This is a genomic window from Acidithiobacillus marinus (genome assembly GCF_002847505.1).
Classification (GTDB): Bacteria; Pseudomonadota; Gammaproteobacteria; order Acidithiobacillales; family Acidithiobacillaceae; genus Acidithiobacillus; species Acidithiobacillus marinus.
Genome location: NZ_MXAV01000036.1, coordinates 99,686 through 124,569, shown reverse-complemented (window position 1 = coordinate 124,569; position 24,884 = coordinate 99,686). Strand labels below are relative to the sequence as shown.

General features: G+C 51.4%; 22 protein-coding genes. 13 read left to right on the top strand and 9 right to left on the bottom strand.

The window, feature by feature from the left end; genetic code table 11:
- Positions 1-95 precede the first annotated feature (95 nt).
- The 5 genes from B1757_RS10145 to B1757_RS10125 are packed head-to-tail and all read left to right on the top strand — an operon-like array spanning position 96 to position 7,164.
- Positions 96-2,459, top strand: a complete 2,364-nt coding sequence (locus tag B1757_RS10145; RefSeq protein WP_101538197.1) for a glycoside hydrolase family 15 protein — start codon at positions 96-98, stop codon at positions 2,457-2,459.
- Positions 2,456-3,241, top strand: a complete 786-nt coding sequence (locus B1757_RS10140; protein ID WP_101538196.1) for a glucose 1-dehydrogenase — start codon at positions 2,456-2,458, stop codon at positions 3,239-3,241. The genes B1757_RS10145 and B1757_RS10140 overlap by 4 nt, the downstream gene beginning before the upstream one ends.
- A gap of 4 nt (positions 3,242-3,245) precedes the next feature.
- The gene (locus B1757_RS10135) at positions 3,246-4,760 is read left to right on the top strand and encodes a GMC oxidoreductase (protein ID WP_101538195.1); all 1,515 of its coding nucleotides are present in this window, start codon (positions 3,246-3,248) and stop codon (positions 4,758-4,760) included.
- Positions 4,757-5,902, top strand: coding sequence for an MFS transporter (locus B1757_RS10130; protein ID WP_101538194.1), 1,146 nt, complete (start codon positions 4,757-4,759; stop codon positions 5,900-5,902). Before B1757_RS10135 ends, B1757_RS10130 begins: the two co-directional genes overlap by 4 nt.
- 2 nt (positions 5,903-5,904) lie before the next feature.
- Positions 5,905-7,164 carry an NAD(P)/FAD-dependent oxidoreductase gene (locus B1757_RS10125; RefSeq protein ID WP_101538193.1) on the top strand — a complete coding sequence of 420 codons (1,260 nt, stop codon included), beginning with the start codon at positions 5,905-5,907 and terminating at the stop codon, positions 7,162-7,164.
- 84 nt (positions 7,165-7,248) lie between these two features.
- Here B1757_RS10125 and B1757_RS10120 read toward each other — a convergent pair whose 3' ends face one another.
- The 5 genes from B1757_RS10120 to B1757_RS10100 form a co-directional block, all read right to left on the bottom strand.
- Positions 7,249-8,184 carry a sulfur oxygenase reductase family protein gene (locus B1757_RS10120; protein ID WP_101538192.1) on the bottom strand — a complete coding sequence of 312 codons (936 nt, stop codon included), beginning with the start codon at positions 8,182-8,184 and terminating at the stop codon, positions 7,249-7,251.
- 68 nt (positions 8,185-8,252) lie between these two features.
- A complete protein-coding gene (locus tag B1757_RS10115; protein ID WP_101538191.1) occupies positions 8,253-8,525 on the bottom strand; it encodes an EexN family lipoprotein in 273 nt (90 codons plus the stop codon).
- Between the two features lie 277 nt (positions 8,526-8,802).
- Positions 8,803-9,459: a potassium channel family protein gene (locus B1757_RS10110; protein WP_101538190.1), complete on the bottom strand. Its 657-nt coding sequence runs from the start codon at positions 9,457-9,459 to the stop codon at positions 8,803-8,805.
- A gap of 17 nt (positions 9,460-9,476) precedes the next feature.
- Complete coding sequence (locus tag B1757_RS10105) at positions 9,477-10,934, bottom strand: TrkH family potassium uptake protein (RefSeq protein WP_172437673.1); 1,458 nt, start codon at positions 10,932-10,934, stop codon at positions 9,477-9,479.
- Positions 10,927-12,540 carry a cation:proton antiporter gene (locus B1757_RS10100; protein ID WP_101538188.1) on the bottom strand — a complete coding sequence of 538 codons (1,614 nt, stop codon included), beginning with the start codon at positions 12,538-12,540 and terminating at the stop codon, positions 10,927-10,929. Before B1757_RS10100 ends, B1757_RS10105 begins: the two co-directional genes overlap by 8 nt.
- Positions 12,541-12,759: 219 nt before the next feature.
- Between B1757_RS10100 and B1757_RS10095 the strand changes: the two genes are divergently transcribed.
- The 3 genes from B1757_RS10095 to B1757_RS10085 are packed head-to-tail and all read left to right on the top strand — an operon-like array spanning position 12,760 to position 15,053.
- Positions 12,760-13,275 (top strand): hypothetical protein, encoded by a 516-nt coding sequence (locus tag B1757_RS10095; protein WP_101538187.1) that lies wholly within the window; start codon positions 12,760-12,762, stop codon positions 13,273-13,275.
- 31 nt (positions 13,276-13,306) lie between these two features.
- Complete coding sequence (locus B1757_RS10090) at positions 13,307-14,305, top strand: aminoglycoside phosphotransferase family protein (protein ID WP_101538186.1); 999 nt, start codon at positions 13,307-13,309, stop codon at positions 14,303-14,305.
- 7 nt (positions 14,306-14,312) lie between these two features.
- Positions 14,313-15,053 (top strand): HAD family hydrolase, encoded by a 741-nt coding sequence (locus B1757_RS10085; RefSeq protein WP_101538185.1) that lies wholly within the window; start codon positions 14,313-14,315, stop codon positions 15,051-15,053.
- A gap of 8 nt (positions 15,054-15,061) precedes the next feature.
- Here the strand turns inward: B1757_RS10085 and B1757_RS10080 are convergent, their stop codons facing one another.
- From B1757_RS10080 to B1757_RS10070, 3 genes are all read right to left on the bottom strand, one after another.
- The gene (locus B1757_RS10080; protein WP_172437672.1) at positions 15,062-15,808 is read right to left on the bottom strand and encodes a TIGR02186 family protein; all 747 of its coding nucleotides are present in this window, start codon (positions 15,806-15,808) and stop codon (positions 15,062-15,064) included.
- The gene (locus tag B1757_RS10075; RefSeq protein ID WP_253253805.1) at positions 15,808-16,599 is read right to left on the bottom strand and encodes a sulfite exporter TauE/SafE family protein; all 792 of its coding nucleotides are present in this window, start codon (positions 16,597-16,599) and stop codon (positions 15,808-15,810) included. The genes B1757_RS10080 and B1757_RS10075 overlap by 1 nt, the downstream gene beginning before the upstream one ends.
- A 122-nt stretch (positions 16,600-16,721) precedes the next feature.
- Positions 16,722-17,255, bottom strand: a complete 534-nt coding sequence (locus B1757_RS10070) for a universal stress protein (protein ID WP_101538184.1) — start codon at positions 17,253-17,255, stop codon at positions 16,722-16,724.
- 159 nt (positions 17,256-17,414) lie between these two features.
- Between B1757_RS10070 and htpG the strand changes: the two genes are divergently transcribed.
- The 5 genes from htpG (at position 17,415) to B1757_RS10040 (ending at position 23,266) form a co-directional block, all read left to right on the top strand.
- Positions 17,415-19,310 carry a molecular chaperone HtpG gene (gene htpG, locus B1757_RS10065; protein ID WP_101538183.1) on the top strand — a complete coding sequence of 632 codons (1,896 nt, stop codon included), beginning with the start codon at positions 17,415-17,417 and terminating at the stop codon, positions 19,308-19,310.
- A 341-nt stretch (positions 19,311-19,651) separates the two neighbouring features.
- Complete coding sequence (locus tag B1757_RS10060) at positions 19,652-21,163, top strand: outer membrane protein assembly factor BamB family protein (RefSeq protein ID WP_101538182.1); 1,512 nt, start codon at positions 19,652-19,654, stop codon at positions 21,161-21,163.
- An 11-nt stretch (positions 21,164-21,174) separates the two neighbouring features.
- Complete coding sequence (locus tag B1757_RS10055) at positions 21,175-22,011, top strand: TQO small subunit DoxA domain-containing protein (protein ID WP_101538181.1); 837 nt, start codon at positions 21,175-21,177, stop codon at positions 22,009-22,011.
- Positions 22,012-22,075: 64 nt separating this feature from the next.
- Complete coding sequence (locus B1757_RS10050) at positions 22,076-22,630, top strand: DNA-3-methyladenine glycosylase I (protein WP_101538180.1); 555 nt, start codon at positions 22,076-22,078, stop codon at positions 22,628-22,630.
- A gap of 375 nt (positions 22,631-23,005) precedes the next feature.
- Entirely contained in the window at positions 23,006-23,266 is a 261-nt protein-coding gene (locus tag B1757_RS10040) for a hypothetical protein (protein WP_101538178.1), read from the top strand.
- 153 nt (positions 23,267-23,419) lie between these two features.
- Here the strand turns inward: B1757_RS10040 and B1757_RS10035 are convergent, their stop codons facing one another.
- Positions 23,420-24,883 carry an MDR family MFS transporter gene (locus B1757_RS10035; RefSeq protein ID WP_253253804.1) on the bottom strand — a complete coding sequence of 488 codons (1,464 nt, stop codon included), beginning with the start codon at positions 24,881-24,883 and terminating at the stop codon, positions 23,420-23,422.
- Position 24,884: the final 1 nt, after the last annotated feature.

The following is a 24,884-nucleotide window of genomic DNA, read 5'->3' as shown; positions in this document are numbered from 1 at the left end:
TGAGAGCATAGTACCGGAGTGGTAACGCTAAATATGTCTTGAGCAAAACTTGACCGGTGCTTTAAATCCGTAGACAGACATTCAGGAGTTATTCCATGAATACAGTCCAAAAAGCACCGGAGGCACAATGGCGTCATCCGGTATGGTCCACCGCGCAAAAATCCTGTGTAGGAACGGCGCTGGGTAGCAGCAAACTGTGGTTCACCACAGGCAGCGGCATCATTACCGAAGTTTTCTATCCGCGCATTGATATTCCGCAAATTCGTGATCTGGGCTTCATCATCGCGGATGACCAGGGTTTCTGGCAGGAATTGAAGGCCCTCCCTGAACCAGCACTGGAGCTGGATGATCCCTATGTTCCCCTGCCCATTATCCGCCATCACCACGAACGTTTTGATTTCACCCTCAAAATCTGTGCCGATCCCGACCGCGATGTGTTGCTGATCGATTTTCAGCTGGAAGGTGATCCAGGATTACAACCCTACCTCCTCTGCTCTGCAAGACTGGGAGAAGATGCCGAGCATAATCGCGCCTGGGTCGGGAATTGGGAAGGCCGTCAGGTCCTCTGGGCAGAACAAGGACCCTTTGGGCTGGCCTTGGCCTGTCGCAATGCTGAAGGATATGCCGCCCTGCAACGCTGCAGCGTGGGAGAAGTCGGTGCCAGTGATTTATGGCAGGATTTTCATGCCCATGGACGCATGTCCTGGGAATATCAGGAGGCAGGTCCAGGTGAAGTAGCCCTGGCCGGACAAATGCCGCAACAGGGCACTCTGGCCTTGGGGCTGGGCTCCAGCAAGGAGGCTGCCGCCACCAACGCCTGGAGTGCCCTGGCTAACGGCTTCACAGCCACCACGAGCCGCTACACCGATTTATGGCTGGCCTGGCACAAGAAACATCCCCGTCCTCGGAATTTTGCCAGCAAGCTTCCGGAAGTTGCCCAAACCCTCTATGCACGCTCCAGCAATATCCTCAAAGTACACGAAGACCGTACTTTTCCCGGTGCCTTGGTCGCCAGCCTTTCGGTTCCCTGGGGAGAAGCCAGCACCAGTCGTGGAGGTTATCATCTGGTCTGGTCCCGGGATCTGGTGGAAAGTGCCGGAGCATTGGTGGCCATGGGAGCAAGCGAGGAGGCCAGACAGGTACTGACTTATCTCATCAGTACCCAGCAGGCCAATGGCCATTGGTTGCAAAATCAATGGCTGGGTGGCAAACCTTTCTGGCAGGGTGTCCAGCTGGATGAAACGGGTTTCCCCATTCTGCTTGCAGCGCTATTGAAACAGCATAAGGTCCTCGGTGACGTTGCCGTCAATGACATGGTCCGTCGTGCCCTGCATTTCATCGCGCATGAGGGACCGGTCACGGGCCAGGATCGCTGGGAAGAAGACGGCGGCGTCAACCCATTCACTCTGGCGGTTGCCATTGCAGCTTTGGTCGAAGGCGCTGAACTGCTGGGTGGCAAAACTGCCGATTATGCCCTGATGCTGGCAGATTACTGGAATGCGCGCTTAGAAGACTGGACTTTTGTCAAAGATACCGATCTTGCCAAAAAATATCAGGTGCCAGGATATTTTGTGCGGATCACCCCGGAAGATGTGCTGATACAGGACGGTGCCAAGGATGAGTGGGTGCTGATCAAAAATCGGGCCCATGATCCACACCTGCCTGCCTGCGACCAGATCGCTAATGATTTTCTGCAGCTCGTCCGTTATGGACTGCGGAGCGCCGAAGATCCGCACATCGTTGCTTCCGTCAAAATCATGGATGCGCTGCTCAAATCCGATACACCCAGCGGACCGGTCTGGCATCGTTACAACGGCGATGGCTATGGCGAGCATCGCGATGGCAGCCCTTTTGATGGCACCGGCGTTGGTCGGGGTTGGCCGCTCCTGGTGGGAGAACGCGGGCACTATGCTCTCAGCGCCGGGGAGGATGCCCTGCCCTATATCAATGCCATGGCGGCCATGACCGGCAAGGGGGGACTACTGCCGGAACAAATCTGGGAGTCTGATCCGATTCCGGAAAAAGGTCTGGCACCCGGACACCCCAGTGGTTCGGCCATGCCCCTGGTCTGGGCGCACGGTGAATATATCAAGCTTTGTCACAGTTACATAAAGGGCGAACCCGTCGATCGGCCGGCAGCCACCTGGAAGCGCTATCAAGGAAAAAAACCCGCAATTGCCTACCGGCTCTGGCGTTTGCGACAAAGGCCTCAGCACTTGCCCGCCGGTCAGGAACTCCGGGTGCTGCTACGTGCTCCATTTACCGTCCACTGGGGCGTCAATGGCTGGCAGGATGTGCAGGATCTGCACTCGGAAGACTGGGAATTGGGGCATGTCGCCATTTTACCGCTCGGCTCGCTCAGCGAAGGCGAATCCGTGCAATTCACCATCCGCTGGCAGGATAGTGGTGACTGGCTCGGCGAGGATTTTCATCTGGATATTACAGGAGCAGCGTCATGATCCAATTAGACTTACAGGGCAGACGGGCGTTGGTGACCGGGGCCAGCGGTGGCCTGGGACGGGCTATTGCAGAAACCCTGGCAGCAGCAGGGGCGCAAGTGGCCGTGCATTACCGCAAGGGCAAGGATGAGGCGGATGCCGTGGTAGACAGCATCAGCAAAGCAGGCGGCAAAGCCCAGCCTTTTCAGGCGGATATTTCCGATCCCGCTGCTGTGGAAAAACTGGTGCAGCAGATTGAGCAGGCTTTTGGCGGTCTCGACATTCTCGTCAACAATGCGGGCATGGACGGGCCGCGTGCACTGGTGGGGGATGATGATCCGCAAATCTGGGAAAAAGTCTTGAGTGTCGACCTGCTCGGGCCATATTACTGCGCCCGGGCCGCCATTCCGCGTATGGAAAAACTGCAGCGCGGGGTCATTATCAATGTCACCTCCGTGCACGAATTCATCCCCTGGGAAGGTTATAGTGCCTACACCAGTGCCAAGGCAGGTTTATCCATGTTTACCAAGACCCTGGCCCAGGAAACTGCGGATAAAGGCATTCGTGTAGTGGCTCTCGCCCCTGGTGCCATTCAAACGCCCATCAATGAATCGGTCTGGAGCGACCCCCAGTCACTGAAAGATCTCGACAAGAAAATATCCATGGGACGTCTTGGCAAACCCCAGGAAATTGGCAACGTCGTGGCTTTTCTGGCCAGCGATCTGGCCAGTTACATCACCGGCACCACTCTTGCAGTAGACGGTGGCATGCTGATTTATCCGGACTTCCGCCACGGAGGATGAGGCAATGGATGCCGATGTCATTATTATCGGCAGCGGCGCGGGTGGGGGAACATTAGCCCGTGCGCTGGCGGACTCTGGTCTACAAATACTGATCCTCGAAAGAGGCGATTACCTGCCCAGAGAATGGGGCAACTGGGACCCGCAAACCGTTTTCGGCGAGCATCGCTACCATACTGATGAACAATGGCGCGATCAGCACGGCAAGGTCTTTTCTCCAGTCACCGGCTATCATGTGGGTGGCAACACCAAGTTTTATGGAGCGGCGGTTCTGCGTCGCCGCGCAAAGGATTTTACCGTTCGTCAGCATCAGGGTGGTGAAACCCGCGCCTGGCCTATCCGTTATGAGGATCTGGCCCCTTTTTATGATGCCGCCGAGAACTGGTATTTCACCCACGGCGAGGCTGGTGCCGATCCTACCGAAGCAGCCCGCAAGCCTTATCCTTACCCGCCTTTTCCCCATGATGAAGATATTGCTGAGGTGGATAAGGCCCTGCGCGGCATGGGCTATCATCCATTCCCCCTCCCCTTGGCTCTGCATCGCCTGGAGGATGATCCGGAACATAGTCCTTGCGTACGCTGCCCAACCTGCGACGGCTTTCCATGCATGCTGCATGCCAAGGGTGATGCCGAAGTATGTGGTGTACGACCTGCATTGAAACATCCTAACGTGCGGATTTTAACCGGCCATCGGGTGCGGCGCCTGATCCACAGTAAAAATGGAAAATCCGTGGAATCGGTCGAAACCGACCAGGGATTGTTTACCGCCCGCCTCGTGGTTCTGGCTGCCGGAGCGGTCAACAGCGCTGCTATTCTGTTGGCTTCGGCCTCCGAAAAATACCCCACCGGACTGGCCAATCATAGTGATCAGGTCGGGCGCAATTATATGTGTCACCTCAATAGTGCCTGCATGGCCATCAAGCCAGGTCGGGAAAATCGCAGTATTTTTCAAAAAACCCTGGCGCTGAACGATTTTTATGAACACTCTGGTGACCCCGATTATCCTTACCCATTGGGGCATATACAGGGTTTGGGTAAGGTGACTCCCGGCCTGCTCCACGCCCAACGGCCGCTGATGCCTATTCCTATGAGCGCCTGGACGGCCAGCCATTCCGTGGATTGGTGGCTGACTACTGAAGACCTGCCCGATCCGAATAATCGCGTCACTCTCGATACGGATGGCAACATCCGCCTTACCTGGAATCCCAAAAATCGCGAAAGTCATCGCCGCCTTTGCCAGAAATGGCGGGAGATTCTGCAGAAAGCCGGATTTCTGGGGGTTTTCTTTCAGGCCATGGATATTTCTGCCACCGCTCATCAAGTCGGGACTTGTCGCTTTGGCGAGGACCCCGGCGACAATGTACTTGATCCTTACTGCAAGACCCATGATCTCGATAATCTTTATGTAGTGGATGCCAGCTTTATGCCTTCTATCAGTGCGGTCAATCCGTCGCTAACCATCATGGCCAATGCTTTACGCGTCAGCCCGCATATTCGTCGCCATCTTCAAGGTGCGACATGAAACGCGGCCTCAGCGCAGTATATATCGCTGGCTTCTTGCAGGGAGCTGCTTTTGTGCTGATTCCGGCACTGGGTACTACGCTGCGCAGCGCTCCCTACGACATGAGTAATGCCACTTATGGCATGTTGTATTTTCCGGAAATCATTGGCGCCATATTGGCGGCTTTAAGTGCAGGAGCTATTCATAAGCGACTGGGAAGCAAAGGGTTGTTTCGCCTGGGAGCGATCAGCAATGCCATCGCCATGACTTTACTGGTAGTGGCTTTTTTCAGCTCGGGGCTTTTTGTTGTCCTGTTACTGCTGGCTGAAACACTCATGCTTGGCATTGGCTTCGGATTGACTAACGCCGCGATCAATCGGGCGGCATCCCTCCTTTTTGCCGGTGCTGCCGCAGCGGCTGTCACTATTCTGAACGCCGTCATTGGCGGTGCAACCGCCGTATCACCCATGATTCTGACTGGCGCGCAAAGTTGGTTGAGCTGGGTTGCCTGGCCTGCTCTCATCCTCCTGCTCTGGCTGGTTTTACTACTATTTCCGCTTGCAGAAGATAAAGACACTCAAGAAATCGGTGGCTTGCGCGCCTGGCGACGCTCCATGATGCCTTTCGCTTTTGCTGTGGTGATCTATGCGATTTGTGAAGGCAGCTTCGGCAGCTGGGCGAATGTGCTCGTCAGTGTAGATCACCATCTACCGGCTGCGACAGGCGCCCTGGCACTTTCTCTGTTTTGGGGTGGCATGACCGTTGCCCGGTTCATTTTGGGCAGCATTCCCGATCACCTGCTTTCCAGACGCTGGGTCTATCGCTTGGCCCCCATCGGCATGGCGGCCTGTTTTGTCGTCATACCCCATCTGGTCAGTGCAACGGCACTGTTACTAGCATTTGCACTGGCTGGAGCCGCTTGTGGCATTTACTATCCCTACAGCATGGCCTTCGGCGTCGCTGCGCATGGCAAGGAAGGCACGCAAATGGCCGGGCTGCTGGTGGGCGCGCTGATGATTGGCGAAGGTATCGGTTCGACGGGTCTTGGCCCGCTGCAACATTTCATTTCTCTGAATCAGATTTATACCTTTTCCGCCCTCTGGGCGATCCCCCTGCTTTGGCTGGCTTGGCGGAATAGTCGGCAGAAACAGTCAGCTTCATAGTCATGCGCCAAAATCCAGAAAAAATTGTCATCATAGGCGCTGGATTTGGCGGCCTCCAGGTCGCGAAAGATCTCGCCCAATCCGGGCACCAGATCATTATTATCGATTGCCATAATTATCATTTATTTCAGCCCCTCCTTTACCAGGTAGCTGCTGGCGATTTGGAAAGCAATGCTATTGCATCCCCGCTGAGGCCCTTATTGAGATCATCCAATATTCACTTTCACTGGGGCTGCGTTAAAACAATTGATTGGAATGAAAAAAAATTATATTGCACTGACCACACTGAAATTCATTGGGACAAGCTCATCCTTTCCTTTGGAACAGTCACCAATTTTTTTGGAAACAAAGAAATATCAGAAAACGCTCTTCACTTAAAAAACATAGCAGCTGCAGAACAGGTTCAGAGCAGGATTATTGCCGCTTTGGAAAAAGCCAGCGCAAGCACTTCAGAAGTAGAACAACAAGGTCTGTTACATTTTGTCATAGCAGGCGGTGGTCCAACGGGTGTAGAGTTCTGTGGCGCTTTACTTGAATTATTACGCATCATTATTCCTCGAGACTACCCAGAACTTCCCCATGACATATCCCGGGTTACATTGATTCAGGGCGGGGATGCGCTACTACCAGGCTTTGCTGAAAAGCTACAAAAAAAGGCTTACGAAAAATTACAACATCTTGGTGCCCATATTATATTGGGAAAACATGTTGATGGATTTGATGGGCAAACGGTACGCATTGGAGAGCAGCAAATATCCGCTTCAACCTTGATATGGACAGCCGGAGTCACAGCGCATCCTCTTATCCACCAAATACCGGGTAAAAAAATGCCTCATGGGAGAATTCCCGTAGATGGTCATTGCCGATTGATAGACCATGCGCATGTCTACGCGATAGGTGATCTTGCCTACGGAGAAAATCATGGTACGGTTTGGCCACAGGTAGCGCCTTTTGCCGTTCAAAGTGCGAAGCATGTAGCGAAGCATATCCTGAGTGGAGAAAACAGTGCAGATATTCCTGAATTTACCTATAAAAATCCGGGGAGTATGGCTGTACTCAAAGCGTTTGATGGCGTCTGCGAAATACCCCGCTATCATCTCCAGATAACCGGAATAACAGCTTGGTTACTTTGGCTTTTTATACATCTGTACGGGATTATCGGGGGCCGCAATAAGATACTGGCGCTCATGGACTGGGGAGTGGACTATATTCGTCACAGCGCGGCGGTCACTTTGATTAGAGAAGACAAAAGTCCATATTGAACATCCGCTGTTGCCCAATAAAAACCCCTTTAATGCATCTGTTGAGGCATCAAAGGGGTTGAATGGATCATACCGATCAGAGAGTTAGAACACTAGTTTTTTACGCCATTGACCCTGTTCCATCATCGGCCCGAAAAGCATGTAGTAAGGTCCCTTATCCAGGTGGGCTAAAACCCCTTCATTGTGGATCTGCCGTAGCTCGTAGTCCAGCATGGCATGGGCTATGCCCATATGGGCATGTTCTGGCGATTCCCATTCCATATGCACCAGGTACTGTGTGGGCTTTTGTCCGGGAATGAGTGGCTTGTCCGGCACCTGACTGCCATAATTCGTATTGTACTCTGGAGGATTGGCGCCAAGTGTGGCTTTCAGCATACCTTTAGGATCAAACTGAAAAGACCCAATCGCAGAAACACCAAATTGTTTCATGATCATCCAACCGATCATGCCTGGCACATTTTCTTTCATCCAGGAGAGTGTCTCAATAGCACCCTTTTCAAAATCCTCCTCGTGGCCATCCATCACCCAATGATCGCCAATGGCAATACTGCGTTTTGCCGACAAGGCTACTTTAGGCACTGGTTTTTGTTCTGCAAAAGATTGGCCTAAAGCCGCAGGAATATCGGTCATACCCATAATCAGGGGCAAGTCAGAACGAACCACTTCATAATAGGGTTCCCAAGGACCTTCTATGACCATATCCAAACAGCTTCCGCACAATTCAAAAATTTCCTTGAAATTTTCGTGATGCATTTCTTCATGTGACTTTACATCTTTCCAGACGGTATATTGAAACATGGAGATAGGATTCAAGGTTTCATGCATATCCACCGCACCACCACCATAGCGTCCAGCCATGGGATGAATGCCTGTTTGAAGTAATTGCTCAAAACCTAGGAAACCTGGATGGGATGCGGTAGTAATACATACCTTTGGTCCCACTTTCATCATAGTTGCATAACTTTCCGGGCGATTGGCTACCTTAGACTGATTGATGGCAATAATAGGATTTGTACTCATATATTAACCTCCAGTAGTTACTCATGGATATATTTTGACCAGCAAAATATATATTGGTTCACACCCAATCAAGATAAAGCATTCCCGATGCTCTTCATGGTTTTTTTCGCATTATAGGACACTGCATTAGAAGATGCTTGTTCAGCATTTTTGCATGATTCCAGCTTATCGCGCCCAGCACTGTTTTTACACCAAGAGACCTCCTGGGTCATTTTTTTCTGATGATGGAGGTACCAGGAAATATCATGACCGCCATGTGGCCCCTGTGAAACACCAGAACATCCAGCCAGCGCCAAGCCTAGCAAAGATATACTTATCGGAATTATTTTATAAATATTCATAGAATTCCTCCATAAATCAATAATGAATCAGAAATTCTATTATTATTCAGCCCTGTTAATCTGTCAAAAAAACATGAAAAATTGATCTTTGTCGCCAAATTAAAGCGTGATCAAAAATAATTATTATTTTTTTAAAAATTGATTTATATAGAGAAATTTAATCTTAATGGAAATAAAATTATTTTTCTTCGATTACAATGTCGCCATGAAGAGACAGGAAATATAAGTATTTTATTGCATAAAATCGGATGTGGAGCAGCAATATTAATCACGGCTCCTATTTTTTTGAAAACCTGTTCTCCAAGGTCTTCAGGGTGTTTTTATGCGTGAGCAGCACCACGTCATCGCCAGGTTGTATCGTCATGTCTCCACTCAGCGTACGGGGTGTGTCCCGATCGTCATATATCACAATTGGTTTGGTATCTTTTGGCAGAGCGAGATCATCCAGCGTTTGCGGTTCGGCGTCTGATGGCACCCGAAATGAAAACAAACGGAGATCTGCACGAATGTAATCCGAAAGATGGCGCTCTCGTTCACCATCAATGATATTGATCATATCTCTTCTGACCGCACGCAAAGGAATGATGATTTCATCCAAACCCAACTCCTGACAGATAGGCTCGTAGGATTCTTCCTTAATTAACACGACAACCCGGCTGAAGCCCAGCGCCTTGGCCGTCAGAGCAGCAATCATATTGCTCTCGTCACGATCTGTTGTGGCAAAAAAGAAATCACAGGCACGGGGATTAGCTTCTTTCAGAATTGCTGGAAGACTGGCATCGCCTTGAATAAAAGCAGCATCTAACTGGTCATTGAGACTATCAATCAGTGCTGCGTCATTTTCAATAATGATCACGTCATGGCGGGTCTGTTCATTCAGTTGCTGCACGGTTCTGACCACCAAATTGGAAGCTCCAGCAAAAACCACACGCATTTCTCACTCCTTATCCATTATCGTAAACGCCGACCGAACCAAGTACGGGGGGCAAGTAACACTAAAAGAGCCACAAACTCCAAGCGTCCGAAAAGCATATCTGCGCAAAGTACCAATTTCAAAGCCACAGGGGTGCTTACATTGAGAACACCCACTGATAGCCCCGCCGTACTCATGGCCGAAACCACGTTAAACAGCCCCGGTAACGCGGGATAACCCGAAACCAGAAAAGCGAGCCAACTCAAGGTCATGACCATCAAAGTCAACATCACTATAGCCAAGGTATTTAATAACACCGAAGCCGGCACCGTTCGCCCTTCCATGCGCAAAGGATTTACTACATGTACCGACATTCTGGTAGACCGAATCAGGTACGCCACAATTTTAAGTGATAACCAGGCTCTCACCAGCTTGATTCCCCCCGCCGTAGAGCCTACAGAACCGCCAATAAACATCAACACAATCAAGATGACCAGGGCAAAGCCAGAAACCATATTCAGATCAAGGGGAGAAAATCCAGCGGTGGTTTGCGCCGAAGTAGCCAAAAGAAATGCTTTGAAAAAGGCATTTCCAATCGGTATTCCGGAAAAATACAAGCTCACGCCCAGCACCAGCGTTCCGATAAAAATAAATAACAGTAGCAAGCGAAGCTCTACGTCTCGCAGAAAATCCCGCCAGCGATTTCGAGACAGAAGCAAATAAGAGCCGATGGTCACCGCACCGCTCATACTGGCCAGAGCGATAATTAGTTGCACCGCACCGGAATAATCATTGATACCAATACGGGCTGGAGCACACCAACCGGTAGCAACTGCCGCCATGGCAAATATGGCACTTTGCACGGCTGATTGACCTGCTATCAGCAAAGCAAAAAAAGTGAGCACTGTCAGGATAAGATAAACTATTAGCACATTACGCACATAATCAGTAAGTTGTACTTGCTGTTGCTGGCTGTCACCATCCAGCACTCCGCTCAAGCGTCGGATATTTAGAACCTGACTGGAGACCAGCCCCAGTGATAATACGGTAATCCCTAAACCCCCAATCCATTGTAACCAGGCGGAAGTCAACCAGAAGGATATGGGTAGTTGTCCTTTCGGCAGCACTTCCATTCCAGTAGTGGTGATATCCGAAACCACCTGAAAAAATGCAGCGAGATATCCCACGCCATTCGCGCTCATGGGTATCGCAAAAATAACGGGGGTTAAAATAAAAATCAGCGCAACAATGACCATCGCTTCATTGGCTTGAAGCACGTCCTTTTTATGAAGTAACACGTAGCGTTGCAAGCCATGACCTAACCCTATGAGCATCAGCGCTGTGAGTCCATACTGCCATACACCAGACCAGCCCGGTGCCAGTAAAGCAAATAAAGCCGGGGCCAGCATCAGGAGTCCTGTGACCAGCATGAGTCTGCCCAGATAGGCAGCAATCATCCTGGGCCGCACCGATAGTGCCAGGATTTCCTCACGCACGGGCTTTATCCTCTTCCACATCGGTCATCCGCGCGAACACGACTTCCGGTTGTGATGCTATTTCCAGTAATTGTGCATCAATATCCACTATCAACTGTTCAGCACTGATATCATTCAATAGACCTTCACTGCGCGCCTGATTTATTTTTTCTTTTCTGGACAACAAGATTCGTCGGTATAAACGCACAAAATCCCCTTGCAGAATTTTGTTGCTGTCAGGTTTGTCCAATTGCTGCAACTGGTGACTAGCCTCTTGTTGCTCGGCTTCAAAATAACGGGTCAAGGCCTTGAGGGCGCGTTGGTCACGCAGTCCCTCTTTTTGTAATTGTTCCAATTCGTGCAGATCGGCTTGCGCCAGAAATATGCGCAGACGTTGCACTTCCGTTTTTTGATCCGACTCATTTTTGCCCAGAACCTTCAACATTCTGGCCAAGGGAGAAATACTCAGGCCCTGCACCAGAATCGTCAGCAAAACCACACCGAAGACTAAATTGATGAGCAGCTCCCGATGTGGAAGCCCGATGGGCAAGCTCAGCGCCAGCACCATGGAGAGGGCGCCACGAATGCCACCCCACATCAGTACAAAATTCCAGCTCAGCGGGATTTTCGCCCGGGTACGACTCAGTATCGCCCCCATACCATATACCACCGCCGCACGGGCAATGGTGACTGCCACATATGCGGCCAAAATCAACGCCCAGATATGCACCAGATCCAGCAGGTTGATGGTCAAGCCTACCAGCAGAAAAATCAGTGAGTTCAGGGCAAAGCCGATATATTCCCAAAAGATATTGACGGCCATGCGCACGGAAGCGGTCATGCCTTTCTGCGCCCCATAATTACCGCAAAGCAGACCCGCGACGACCGTAGCAATGACTCCGGAATAACCCAACTGAATGGCCAGCAAAAAACTGCCATAGGCGGCCAGAATAGTAATGGTGATTTCGACCATGCCATCCTCCACCCGCTTGATGACTTCCGAACCTAGCCATCCAATGACCAGACCTAGTAATGCACCTCCACCCACCTCACTGACAAAATCCAGCCCTAGATGCGCTATCGATACGGCCTTGCCTTCGGCCAGGGTCAAAAACAGACTGAAAAAGACGATAGCCGTTCCATCATTCAACAGACTTTCGCTTTCGATCATGAAGGTCAGGCGCTCGGGCGCCATTAATTTCCGAAAGATGGCCACCACGGAAATGGGATCCGTGGCCGCCACCGCCGCCCCGAATACCAGCGCCACCGCCAATGGAATCACCGCTCCGGAAAGATGCGGCAAGTATTCCGAAGACCATAGAAAAACATAGGCCGTAACCACCATGGATAGAAACACACCGGGCACCGCCAAACCAAAAATAGCCAATCGATCACGCCACATGGCGCTGGCAGAAAGGTGGTATGCCGATTCAAAAATCAAGCCGGGTAAAAATAAATTGAACACCAGATCGTGGGTCAGTACCGGGGTATGAAATAAATGTAGCCCTCCCAGCAGCAACCCCCCCAGTACTAAAGCGACCGTATAGGGCAGACGCATACGACTGGAGAGAACCGAGAGCAGTGACGCAGCAACAAAAAGCAGCAAAACGGCAGTTTCAGGAATCATCTTCGTCCCGGATCGGCTTCAGAAAAAGGATTTGCTCCAGAGTTTAACGGGTTGCCGCCAGGCAAACCATAGAATTCCGCGCCTCCAGCTGAAATCAGGCATGCCTGATTTGTCCCTGGCCGCATCCCATAGCGAATCATTTGTTCTCCGGTCACTGGCCATGATACAAAATGGATATCGGCCCCGAACAAGTGCCCTCTCATACAGGAGTGATGGACATTGGCCCGCCGCAAAAAAAAGTCTGTTGCCTCCCGAAAGCATCGCTGGATCTGGTTGCTCATACTAGCGCTGGTGGCAACAGGCGTAGCTATTGCTATTGCCCTCATCGTTCCACTGCATTTGCAAGCCATCACACCGCCTCCAGAAAAACCTGCTCCTGTTAAAGCACCCACTTCCCGGACAGCGGAAAAAACTCTCTCTCTGGGTTCTTATGGGGTGATGGTGCAAACATCATCCGGCAAGGAAAAAGCTTTGACTATTGACCCGATAGCTGTGCTGCGAGGCCACGCGCCCTGGCATGCTTTGACACGGTCAGAAGATCTTTTCAACAGCCTGATTGCCAATCCCTTCATGGCGTTTCCACAATTGGATCAGGTTGCCCATTCTGCAGCCGCGCAAAATGCTCTGAGTCAGCAGATCAAAGACAATATCGCCCCGACACTGAGCCGACTGGAACCCGGTTGGAGGATTGTACGTATTGATCTCCATCCGGTCCTGCAGGCACCCCCGCCATGATGCACAAAGATTGCCAGATGGAATCGGGGTCATGAAATATCTGGGTCGACTTTCTCCAGAAGATCCGCTTTTTGCCTACCTGTGCGACATTATTTTCCCGCAGCTGATGTCAGGAAATGTCATTCATCATTTTCGGGTTTTTCAGTTTCCCGCTTCCAATGAGGTTTTCCTCTATGAAGAGAGCCACTCCCGGCAGAAAGTCATTGGCAAGTTTTTTCAGCGCCCCGGCAAGGATCCGCAGCATGCCTGGGATCGGGCCTGGAATGAATGGCAGAATTTACATTTTCTTCGCCAGATCGGCTTGAATCCAAGCCATTTTCAGATTCCCCGGGCTTTTGGAATTGCTCGGCATATCAACAGCTTGGTTATTGAAGAATATTGTCCTGGTCAATCGTTATCGAAAATTCTGGATCACTACCAGTCTGTCAAAAAAGACCATATACTCTATGAGCGTCTGACCGATCTCGCCTGGTTTCTAGCCAAGCTACATAACCATACCGCCGGTCCGGAAAGGGTTCAATTTAATGAGCAGTATGCATACTTTGATAAAATCATGGCCCGCCTCCAGCGTCGCCATCGGATAAGCGATGCCCAATTACGGGAAATCTATCATTATCGGGAGCACTGGCAGCACGATTCCTCCATGTGGTCTGATCAGGACGTGTTGATTCATGGAGACGCGACCCCATCCAATTTTTTATTTGCCGATCCCCGAAAAATCATTGCCATTGATCTCGAACGCATGAAGCGCGCAGATCGCGCCTACGATCTGGGTATGATTGCCGGAGAAATTCATCATCATTTCTTGCGAAATACCCATCATGCGGCGCAGGCAGAACCTTTTATCGGTCATTTTCTCTGGGAATACAGCACCCATTTCCCGGATCGGCAGGCCGCATTTGCGGCCATTACCCGCCGAGTGCCTTTTTATATGGGCATGACCCTGTTGCGCATTGCCCGTAATTCCTGGCTGGACTGGCGTTATAGTCAGGCCCTGGTTCATGCCGCTCTTTCAGTACTACGGAGGTAATCTCATTATGTCTATACGCGCTGTCTGTTTTGATCTGTATGGAACCCTGATCAATATAGAAACCAATGAAGATATGGAGGAGATTTATCGGGGAATTTCCCATTATCTGACGTATCATCGGGTTTTCATGAATCGTCGGGAAGTACGCGAGCGTTATTTTGCCGTCATGAAAGAACGCAAGCGTCAATCGACTGAACGCTATCCGGAAATTGATGTGGAAGCCATCTGGCATACCATACTGATTCAGGAAAACAGCAAGCCGGTCAATGGTCGGGAAAAGCTCGCCAAAGAACTCGCACGCCTGCATCGCGGCATTTCCAGAACCCGCCTGGAGCGCTACGAAGGTGTCAAAAGAACCCTCAAAAGCCTGCAGGAGCACTATCAGCTGGCGCTCATTTCAGATGCCCAACGCTGCTTCGCCCTCCCTGAAATGCGCGCCCTGAATATCAAAAAGTATTTTGATATTCGCATTATTTCTGGAGATTACGGCTATCGCAAACCAGACTCTCGATTATTTCACATGGCCACCGAACAACTGGAAATAGCTCCGCATCAGGCGATTTACGTAGGTAATGATATGTATCGGGATATTTATGGCGCCCAGCAAGCCGGACTGAAAACCATTTTCATAGACTCCAATCAAGGCGCAAAGTCTTACAATGATATTCAACCTGACTATTTTGCGCGGGATTTTTATCAAGTGCTGGATGGCGTCGCCTTTCTCGCTCAGAAACACGTCGATGATTAAAGAAAATATTACGCAGATCGACGCCGCATGATAATTCCCAGCCCAAAGCCCAATGCAGCGAGAATAAATGTCAAAACCACGCCATACAACCAAGCATGTTGTTCGGCAAAACGGGCGATCCAGGCTTGAAACCCTACCTGCCTGACATCAATTTGCTCTTTATCCACAGCAACGATCTGTTGCTGCCGGACCAGATAGGTGGTCAATTGATAATGCCCTAAAGGCAAGGCCGCAGGTAACTGTATGCTGGCCGTAAATAATCCTTCCCGGATTTTCACGCCCGTCGGCACCACCCGATACTGCTGATGCCGCGTTTTCTGTTTCAGAAAGGCTTGCTGCCAAAGATGCAAGGACTCGGGCTGCGGCGCAAAGTGGGTATGGCTGAGCAGAGAAGAACGAGTCAGCCCCTGCTGTTGCAATACCATCTCGGGCAGTAGCTCCCGAACCGGCGCGGAGGATAGCCTCTGCCAAATGCCCGGGGCACCCGTGACCGTGACCTTGGCGCCATTCAGCCAGATAGGTCCGCTCCGAGTTTTTTTCTGCATGGCCTCGGTACTATCGGGTGAGCGCAGCACCACGATCACCTGCCCGGGCCCGGAGATAGCACCGTAAACCAAGACATTTTCCCCAGTAAATCCACTGGTCACCCGCACCTCTTGGATGTTGGTAGCCATTACCAGAGGAGACGTGGCCGCTTGCGCCAGCAGAGCAAAGCCGAGGGTCAGCCCAAGAATCAGCAGTCGCAGATACACCATCACACTACGCGCGCCATGCTGAAAATGTGGGCTGGGGTGATAAACAGCCCCAGGGCCATTTTGATAGCCACCCCCACAACGACCAGGGCCAGCACCAGACGCAGATGTTCGCCCTGCATATGCGCTCCGGCTCTTGCCCCGAACTGGGTGCCAAAAATAGCGCCCAAAACCAAAGCCAAAGCCAGATAGGGATCTACGGCATGATTCATTCCTGCCTGCAAAATCCCTACTTCTGCCGTCGTAAAGAGCAGCTGGAACAAGGAGGTTCCCACCACCACCTTGGTCGGCATTTTCAGCATATACAGCATGATGGGCACCATCACGAACCCCCCGCCGACGCCCATCAGCGCGGTCAGCAAGCCCACGCCGAAACCCAGCAGAATCGGGGTCAAAATGGACAGGCGTAATCCCGACACCGGAAAATCCATCTGTCCGGGCAGGCGCTGTAAAAACGATTTGTCCTTATTCCGGGACTTTTTAGGGGTTTCCGAACGCGGGCGGCGGAGGGCCAGCAACGATTCAATCAGCATGGAAGTCCCGATAAAGCCCAGCAGCACGACGTAGAGAAATGTCACCACCAAACTGAAGTGTCCGCCCGCCTCCAGAATCCGGGCGATGTGGACGCCCAGCAGTCCCCCCGTCCAGCTTCCCGCCAAAAGCACAAATGCCATGCGCATATCCACATTGCCCATGCGCCAGTGTGCATAACTACCGATGGCCGAACCGCCGACAATTTGTGCAGCCCCCGTACCTACGGCCACCAGCGGCGGCACTCCTATAAAAATCAGCAAGGGAGTAATCAGTATCCCCCCCCCACACCCGTCAAACCAGAAAGAAAACCCACTACCAGACCAAAGCTGACGATCAACCAGATATTCACGTCCATGTGGGCGATAGGCAGAAACACGTCCACTTAACGCACCCCCTTGTCCTGATCGGTATCACAGATCGGGGCACAGAGCTGGTCCAGATTCATATCCGGGGGGACCAGCAAAACCGGAACCGACAAAGTGAGGCTCAGCTTGGCACCCAGGCCTCCGAGCAGATGCGGTAAGCCCTTCGGCTTGCTTTCCGTACCGAAGCCGCGCTGACCCAGTACCACCATGCTGACCTCCGGATTACTCTGGACCAGTCGGGGAATCTCCTGCTCCGGAGCACCTTCCAGAAGAAAATATTCAGGCAGAGGAATACCGCAATGTTCAGCGATGCGTGCAGCCACTGCGCACAAATTACTTTCTGCCTCCAGGCGGGCTTCAGCCAGCAAGCGGTCCGTCAGCCCACTGGAGAACAAAGCAGCACCAAAACCCAGCGGATCACCAGGAATATGTAAAGCTGTCACCAACCCAAGGTGCATCCCCAACAATCGGGAGAACCGGGCAGCCACCGCAGCAGCCACCAGGGCATTTTGTGACCCGTCGATGGCGGTCAATATCACCTGATCGGACATAAACGACCTGCAATGTGGAAGGATTTCTGCAATATTAGAGGATGGCCCCAAAGCTGTCGAGGAGCGAGGATCTTGATTCTGCCAGAGACTGCCCCCACCTGCAGCCTGTCTATTGGATAAAGAACCGTTACGATACCTGATCATTCTGAAGGAGAAAACATGACCACCCACAAGGAAACCCTGCAATTTCAAACGGAAATCAATCAACTGCTGCACTTGATGATTCATTCTCTCTATTCCAACAAGGAAATTTTCCTGCGCGAGCTGATTTCCAATGCTTCTGATGCCTGCGACAAGCTGCGCTTTGAAGCCTTGGCCGATCCCAGTCTGATGGCCGGTGACAGCGAGTTGAACGTCAAGGTCGATTTCGATGCCGAAAATGGGACGCTGTCCATTCGTGACAATGGTATCGGTATGAATCGCGATGAGGTCATTGCCAATATCGGCACCATTGCCAAATCGGGTACCAAGGAATTTTTTGAACGTCTCAGCGGTGACCAAAGCAAGGATGCCAAGCTGATTGGCCAATTTGGCGTCGGCTTTTATTCCGCTTTCATCGTCGCCGATCGGGTAACGCTCAACACCCGCAGAGCAGGCATGGAAGCCGAACATGGGGTGCGCTGGGAGTCCGATGGCACAGGTGCCTACACCCTCGAAACGGTAGACCTGCCCGAGCGCGGCACTGAAATCGTCCTTCATCTGCGCGAAGAGGAACGTTCGGATTTTCTTAATGCCTGGCGCCTGCGCAGCATCATCAACAAGTACTCTGACCATGTTCCCCTTCCCATCCTGATGCGCAAAACCGGGGATGATCAGCAACCCGGCGACACCTGGGAAACCATCAACAAAGCCTCGGCGCTCTGGCAACGCGCCAAATCCGAAATCAGCGATGCCGAGTACAAGGAGTTCTATCAGTACGTCAGCCATGATTATGGCGAGCCTCTGGCCTGGGCCCACAACCGGGTGGAAGGCCGGCTGGAATATACGTCCTTGTTGTATATTCCCGGCAAGGCACCCTTTGATCTCTGGGAACCCAACCAAACCCACGGCATCAAGCTCTATGTGCAGCGGGTGTTCATCATGGATGACACCGAACACCAGATTCTTCCCCGCTACTTGCGTTTTGTGCGGGGCGTCATAGATTCCAGTGACCTACCCCTCAACGTATCCCGCGAAATTCTCCAGGGTAATCGCGTCATTGATCAAATGCGCTCGGGCTCGGTTAAGCGGGTTTTGGGTCTGCTGGAGGATATGGCAGTAAATGAGCCTGAAAAATATCAAAATTTCTGGAATGAATTCGGGCGCGCCCTCAAAGAAGGACCAGGAGAAGATTTTGCTAATCGCGAGCAAATTGCCAGGTTATTACGTTTCGCCAGTACCCACAGCGACAACGAAACCCAAAATGTTTCCCTGACAGATTATATCGGCCGGATGCCTGAAGGTCAGGATAAAATCTATTACATTACTGCCGATACTTTTATTGCCGCCAAAAACAGCCCCCAATTGGAATTGCTGCGAAAAAAAGGCATAGAAGTATTGCTGCTCAGTGATCGTGTGGATGAATGGCTGACCAGTCATTTGCAGGAGTTTGAAGGCAAGTCGCTGGCTTCTGTTGCCAAGGGCACTCTGGATTTGGGCAGCATCGAAACGGAAGAAGAACGCAAGTCTCAGGAAGAAATCGAAAAAACGGCCGAAGGCCTAGTTGAGCGCATAAAAAATGCGCTGGGAGATCGTGTCGAGGCGGTACGGGTCTCTCATCGTCTGACCAGCTCGCCGGCCTGCATTGTCCTGGGTGAAAGAGATATGGCCTTGTATATGCAGCAACTCCTCAAACAGGCTGGCCATGAGATTCCCAGTACCAAGCCGACCCTGGAAATCAACCCCGGTCACCCGATGCTGGCACGTATCGAACAAGAGGATGCCCGCTTTGCCGAGTGGTCTTCCCTACTGCTGGATCAGGCCATTCTGGCTGAGGGTGGCCAACTGGAAGACCCGGCCGGCTTTGTGGCTCGCCTTAACCAATTGATGCTGGCTCTGGCGGATCAATCCCACTGATAGATATTGTATTGCACACGGTATGACGCCCCCCTCTTGCTTGAAGAAGGGGGCTTTTTTGTGCACCCGTATGATCTGCAATCAATTAAGCCAGACTTTAGCGCAAAATAAATTATATCTGCATTTATCCAAAATAAAATAAATTGTAAGAATATGTAACATGGTTTCAATTTTTTACATTTTTATTGGTTGCTATCTTATAATAAGAGGTTTACGGTTCAGTAACTCAATGATGATGCTGAATTATTCATTATTAAATTAGAATTTTCTAATTATTTAGAACATCTACTGAGGAAATATATTCCTGTAAATATTCCGCTTTGAAAGCGTGAGGAGAAATGATGAAATTACGCAAAATAGCCATATTATCTGCAGTCAGTTTATTCATGTCCAGCGCAGCCTGGGCACAAACCAATCAGGTGCCCCAGGATCCCGCACACAATGCCCTGGATCCTCAAAGTCCTTTTGCTACCCTGTACCTGCCACAAAATGCCGCACCGGCTAATGATCAGGTCGGCCCGTCCGAGTGGACCCATGCGTATGGTAATCCTCAGCATAACGCTGGCTTTTCGGTAGCGACCAATGCACCCAGCTGGATTCGCGAGGGGGTTCGCTGGAATTTTCCTGAAGCCCGGGCTTGGCCGCTGAACGACAACCATCCTTATGGAGAAAAGGTGGATGGCATCAAGGAAGCCTTGCCGGTACAAACCCAGTTTTATGGTAATGCCCTGGGTGTTTCCGTGGTCAAGGGCGTCGTATATGCCGAAAGTGATGATATGTTTGCCTACGCCGTGAATGCCCGGACCGGCAAGTTGATCTGGCGCAGTAGCCCGGTAGCCAATACCCTTATGGGTAATCCATTGGTGGTTGGCAACAAGGTCTATCTCTCGGCAGGCAGCGTGTCTTTCAATTTTGCCAACGTCATGGAATATGCCAAACACCCCAAACAAGCAGGGCGCGGTAAGGATATCAGTTATAACGGTATTTTCTGTCTGGACCGCAAGGACGGACAACTGCTTTGGAGCTTCAAAACCCAGGGTGATGCCATGCCTACCCCGGCCTATGCCGCTCATTCCCTGTTTATCAGCACCGGCGACGGTAATATTTACCGTATACGCTCCTCGGATGGTAAAGCCATCTGGAAAACCCATGTAGGTGGTATCGCCAACATGTCCAGCCCGGTCGTCTGGAAGAATCATGTGTATGTCTCCATGTCGGTCATTCCCGGGCTGTATGCTTTGAACGTCAACAACGGTAAGGTGCTCTGGAAGGGTGAAATTCCTGGTGCCGTGAACACCGGTATGGGCGATGTTTCTCCGGCGGTGGATAACGGAATTGTGGTCATGGATACCGTGGCCAATACCAAAATAGTGAACGGTAAAGCGACCATGGAAACCCTGGTGCGCGCCTTTAACGCCAATACCGGAAAGGTTCTGTGGACAGACAACATGGGCCGGGGGCCCAAAATCCCGGCTTTCAAGGGTGGCGTACCCATGATTCATCACGGAATGGTGTATGTCGGTTCTCCCGTCACCTCCACTTATGAAGCCATAAATCTGCATACGGGCAAAGTCGCGTGGACCTGGCACGTACCCAATCCTGGCCCGGCAGGCGCAGGCCGTGGTGCACCGACCTATTATGAAAATATGCTTTATATTTCAACTGGCCCAGACATCTATGCGATTCAACCAAAAACCGGCCAATTGGTCCACGAATATCATGTAGGCGGTCGCTTTGGCATTGTAAACCCCACGATTGTCGGAGGGACCATGTACCTTGGAAACTCCTGGGACTGGATCAACGCCGTACCCGTCAAAGATGTCAACCCGCAATTCAACGCCCACAAGGCTTAAAGGAATTCTGAATGGCAACAACCATGAAATCTGCTGCTAGTGATCTTGCCAACCAGCATTCCTGGAGGATACTGGCTATCGGCATGCTCGCCGTGCGCTTTGTGCAAGGCTGGATTTACTGGGGTGGCGGTTCCCGTCGTTTTATTTACGGCACCCAAAAAATCAATCCCGCAGACCACTGGATGGCTTACAAGTTTCAGACCGCCATGCCGGGGGCCATTCTCGGTTTGAATCATCTGGTGGCTTTCGACAACTGGATGATGAAACGCAACCCGGCGCTGGAGCAAAAGGGCTGGTTCCGCTGGCTGGGTGGCAGCCTGCCCTTGCCCTTGTCCGATGGCGCTTTCAAAAAACTGGCCCTGACCCTGTTCTGGATTGCGGTTATTTTCATTGTTGCTACCTATTCCTATTATCGTGGCTCGGTGATCACCCCCTTCCACGGCGATCCTACCGGGGTAAAAGCCCATCATGTAAAAATGACGGACGTAAAGGTGTTGCCAGATGGTCGGGTAGATGTGCACATGTATATTGATGCGGGAACCGGGTCCGTTCCGGCTCACATCATTGCCATCCGCCTGCTGAATTATAATGGCAAGGTCGTGGAATCCTGGGATGGCAAACAGCTTTCCCGACTCAATCCCAAGGACATTCACAATGACTTTGCCTACCAGCAGTTCTCGCCCGATAAAATTCTCGGCCTGAAAGCTGGCCTGGGTGCCGAGGCCATGCTGCATCTACCGGTCAGCAGTTCCGGCTTCATCAACACCAGTTCCGGTCCTTATCAGTTGCAAGTATTGAACATCAATGGACAAAAGGCAGAGGTGACTGCTCAGATCGCCGCGCACTGAAACGTTTGACGACGGCCCTTCGGCGGGAGAGGATAGCTTCTTCTTTCGCCGAAGGGCTTTATTTATGCAACGCTGCGCCTGGGTACCTCTCGACAAGGCCGATTATGTGCTTTACCACGACCAGGAATGGGGGGTTCCCGCCCATGACGACCGCTATCTTTTCGAGATGCTCGTTCTGGAAGGCGCACAGGCCGGACTGAACTGGTACACCATCCTGAAAAAGCGCTCCGCTTACCGCGCGGCTTTTCACGACTTTGATTCAGTGGCCGTGGCGCAGATGAGCGATGAAACACTGGAAAACCTGCTGTGCAACCCGACGCTTATCCGCAATCGTCAGAAAATTTATTCTGCACGTAACAACGCCATGATCTTTTTGGATATTCAACAAGAATTCTCCACTTTTGACCATTACGTCTGGCAGTTTGTCGATGGTCAGCCTGTAGTCAATCGCCCCCGCAACATCCACGACACCCCCACCCAGAGCGCCATTTCATTGGCCCTGTCTAATGATCTGAAAAAACGTGGCATGGGCTTCGTTGGACCGACCATCATCTACGCCTACATGCAGGCTATTGGCATGGTCAACGATCACTGCATCGACTGTTTCAGATGTCTTTGAGCGCAGCGTAAAAAGGCTTGCATTTTTGCTTCTCCCGGTTTACTGTATTTATATACAGTAAACGTAAGGAGACATCATTATGTGCACAGCTCATTTGCAGATCTGGACCAAAACCTTGGGAATCATTGTGTTTGGGGCTTTCATTGGCATCTGGCTCGGCCATCAAAACCGGCATTATCAACCTGGCCCAGGCATCGTCATGGAATCCGTAGCGCTGCAACAAGCACATGGTTTAGCGACAAGAGCATCCGATGTTGCGCTGCCCTCCGATCAAGGCTCAAGTATGTAATATCGTGATAAACTGTTCGGGCAACGCTACCGCATAGCTATGCCGACAGCCACTTATCATCATTCAATATTTTATAGAGGCAGACCTTGGAACTGGATCATAAGGCCCGTGAGGCCATCGAAGATATTATCAATCGCCGGGAAGGTATCAATTCCATTCAGACACAGCTAAAAGAAGACATGAAAGCCGTGGCCGAATATCTGGCGGTCAAGCCTGCCCAAGTGGCTCGCCTGATCAGCCTGGTAGAACGGGAAAGAGCCAAAGGTGATGTTCTGGAAACCGAACGCGGCGTCATCAGCGCAGCGGAATCCATGATTCCTGTAGCAACTTCCGAACAGGCGACCTGATCTTTTAAAAAATACGGGCGGATTTTTACGCCCTTCCCCAGGTTCCGATCTGGGGAGCTTCTCTCCGCAAGCTTGCATCTTACAGAACAACGTTCAAATCACCCGCAAATTACGTTCATTCTGGAAAAATGCGCACAAAAACCCTGCGCGCACTCACAGCAAGGCATCATTATCCTGGCGCTTTTTTAACAGACTAGGCATATCTTCCAAAAACCATGCGCCCACAAAAGCCGCCAGACTGAAACTCGCAGCAATCAGAAAATCCGTACGCAAGGTCTGAACGATCATGGCGGCGTGCGCTGCGGACGAGGCCACTCCCGCCATCAATCCGGAAAAAACCGCACCAAAAGCAGCCACCCCCAAAGTGCCGCCCATGGAGCGAAACAGCGTGACAGTGGATGTGGCCACCCCCAGGTGGCGATGAGGAATAGCCAATTGAGCGGAAAGCACCAGCACCTGCATGGTCATTCCCAGCCCCAAGCCGAGCAGAACCAAAGCTCCGTCAATGTGCCACAGGGGTGTCTGTTCACCGAGTCGGGACAGCCAGGCCAGGGCAAGGGTAATCAACAAGGCACCCAGAATCGGAAACTCCCGATAGCGCTGTTTATGGCTGATCCGGCGCCCCGCCAGAATGGACATTGCCAACATGCCGATGAGCAGATACAACAATTCCAGACCGGACATGGTTGGTGAAAAATGGCGCACATCCTGAAGATAAATGGGCAGAAAGCTGATGGAACCCAACATGGCCACGCCCACAAAAAAAGACAGAGTAACACTCAGGGTAAAGGTCCGGAATCGAAAAAAGGCCAGTGGTAACAGGGGTTGTGGATGACGCTTTTCGAAAACGAAAAACCTGGTAAAGCTGCCCAAGCCCAAGACCAGCAGCAACCACAATGCCGGCGAATTCCAGGCCAGTACCGGGCCGGCCACACTGGCAAACAAGACCGTCGCACTCAATCCGGTAATCAGCAACACCGTACCCCACACGTCCATGATCCATTCAGCCGTGCTCACCGGTTTGGGAAAGGCCGCGCCAATAATAAACAATGAAAAAATGCCGATAGGCACATTGATGTAGAAAATCCATCGCCAACTCAAGGTTTCAACGATAAAACCTCCAAGAAAAGGGCCAATGAGCGTAGCCAGCCCAAAAGCAGCACCTACCAGTCCCTGATAGCGCCCTCTTTGGGTCACCGGGATAAAATCCGAAATGGAAGCAATGGCAGTGACCAGCAGCCCTCCCCCGCCAATGCCCTGCAATGCCCGAAACAGGATCAACTCATCAATATTTTGTGCGATCCCGGACAGCGCCGAGCCTGCCAGAAACAGCAATACCGCTGATTGCAGCAAATATTTGCGGCCCAGCAGATCACCGAGCTTGCCATAGACCGGCAAACAGACGGTGGATGTCAGTAAATACGCCGTCACAATCCAGGGTAATTTGGCCAATCCATGCAAATCCCGAGCGATGGTTGGCAACGCCGTAGAAACCACGGTCTGATCCATAGCCGCAAGAAAAATGGAAGACAAAATGGCCACGAACATCAGTCGCGCCGACCAATCTAGACGAAAATCCCTCTCGTCCTGAAGCATTACTGGATTTTGTTCAGACATG

Coding starts and splice junctions, on each gene's coding strand:
- B1757_RS10145 (WP_101538197.1), top strand. CDS start 96: ATGAATACAGTCCAAAAAGCACCGGAGGCACAATGGCGTCATCCGGTA.
- B1757_RS10140 (WP_101538196.1), top strand. CDS start 2,456: ATGATCCAATTAGACTTACAGGGCAGACGGGCGTTGGTGACCGGGGCC.
- B1757_RS10135 (WP_101538195.1), top strand. CDS start 3,246: ATGGATGCCGATGTCATTATTATCGGCAGCGGCGCGGGTGGGGGAACA.
- B1757_RS10130 (WP_101538194.1), top strand. CDS start 4,757: ATGAAACGCGGCCTCAGCGCAGTATATATCGCTGGCTTCTTGCAGGGA.
- B1757_RS10125 (WP_101538193.1), top strand. CDS start 5,905: ATGCGCCAAAATCCAGAAAAAATTGTCATCATAGGCGCTGGATTTGGC.
- B1757_RS10120 (WP_101538192.1), bottom strand. CDS start 8,184: ATGAGTACAAATCCTATTATTGCCATCAATCAGTCTAAGGTAGCCAAT.
- B1757_RS10115 (WP_101538191.1), bottom strand. CDS start 8,525: ATGAATATTTATAAAATAATTCCGATAAGTATATCTTTGCTAGGCTTG.
- B1757_RS10110 (WP_101538190.1), bottom strand. CDS start 9,459: ATGCGTGTGGTTTTTGCTGGAGCTTCCAATTTGGTGGTCAGAACCGTG.
- B1757_RS10100 (WP_101538188.1), bottom strand. CDS start 12,540: ATGATTCCTGAAACTGCCGTTTTGCTGCTTTTTGTTGCTGCGTCACTG.
- B1757_RS10090 (WP_101538186.1), top strand. CDS start 13,307: ATGAAATATCTGGGTCGACTTTCTCCAGAAGATCCGCTTTTTGCCTAC.
- B1757_RS10085 (WP_101538185.1), top strand. CDS start 14,313: ATGTCTATACGCGCTGTCTGTTTTGATCTGTATGGAACCCTGATCAAT.
- B1757_RS10080 (WP_172437672.1), bottom strand. CDS start 15,808: ATGGTGTATCTGCGACTGCTGATTCTTGGGCTGACCCTCGGCTTTGCT.
- B1757_RS10070 (WP_101538184.1), bottom strand. CDS start 17,255: ATGTCCGATCAGGTGATATTGACCGCCATCGACGGGTCACAAAATGCC.
- htpG (WP_101538183.1), top strand. CDS start 17,415: ATGACCACCCACAAGGAAACCCTGCAATTTCAAACGGAAATCAATCAA.
- B1757_RS10060 (WP_101538182.1), top strand. CDS start 19,652: ATGAAATTACGCAAAATAGCCATATTATCTGCAGTCAGTTTATTCATG.
- B1757_RS10055 (WP_101538181.1), top strand. CDS start 21,175: ATGGCAACAACCATGAAATCTGCTGCTAGTGATCTTGCCAACCAGCAT.
- B1757_RS10050 (WP_101538180.1), top strand. CDS start 22,076: ATGCAACGCTGCGCCTGGGTACCTCTCGACAAGGCCGATTATGTGCTT.
- B1757_RS10035 (WP_253253804.1), bottom strand. CDS start 24,883: ATGTCTGAACAAAATCCAGTAATGCTTCAGGACGAGAGGGATTTTCGT.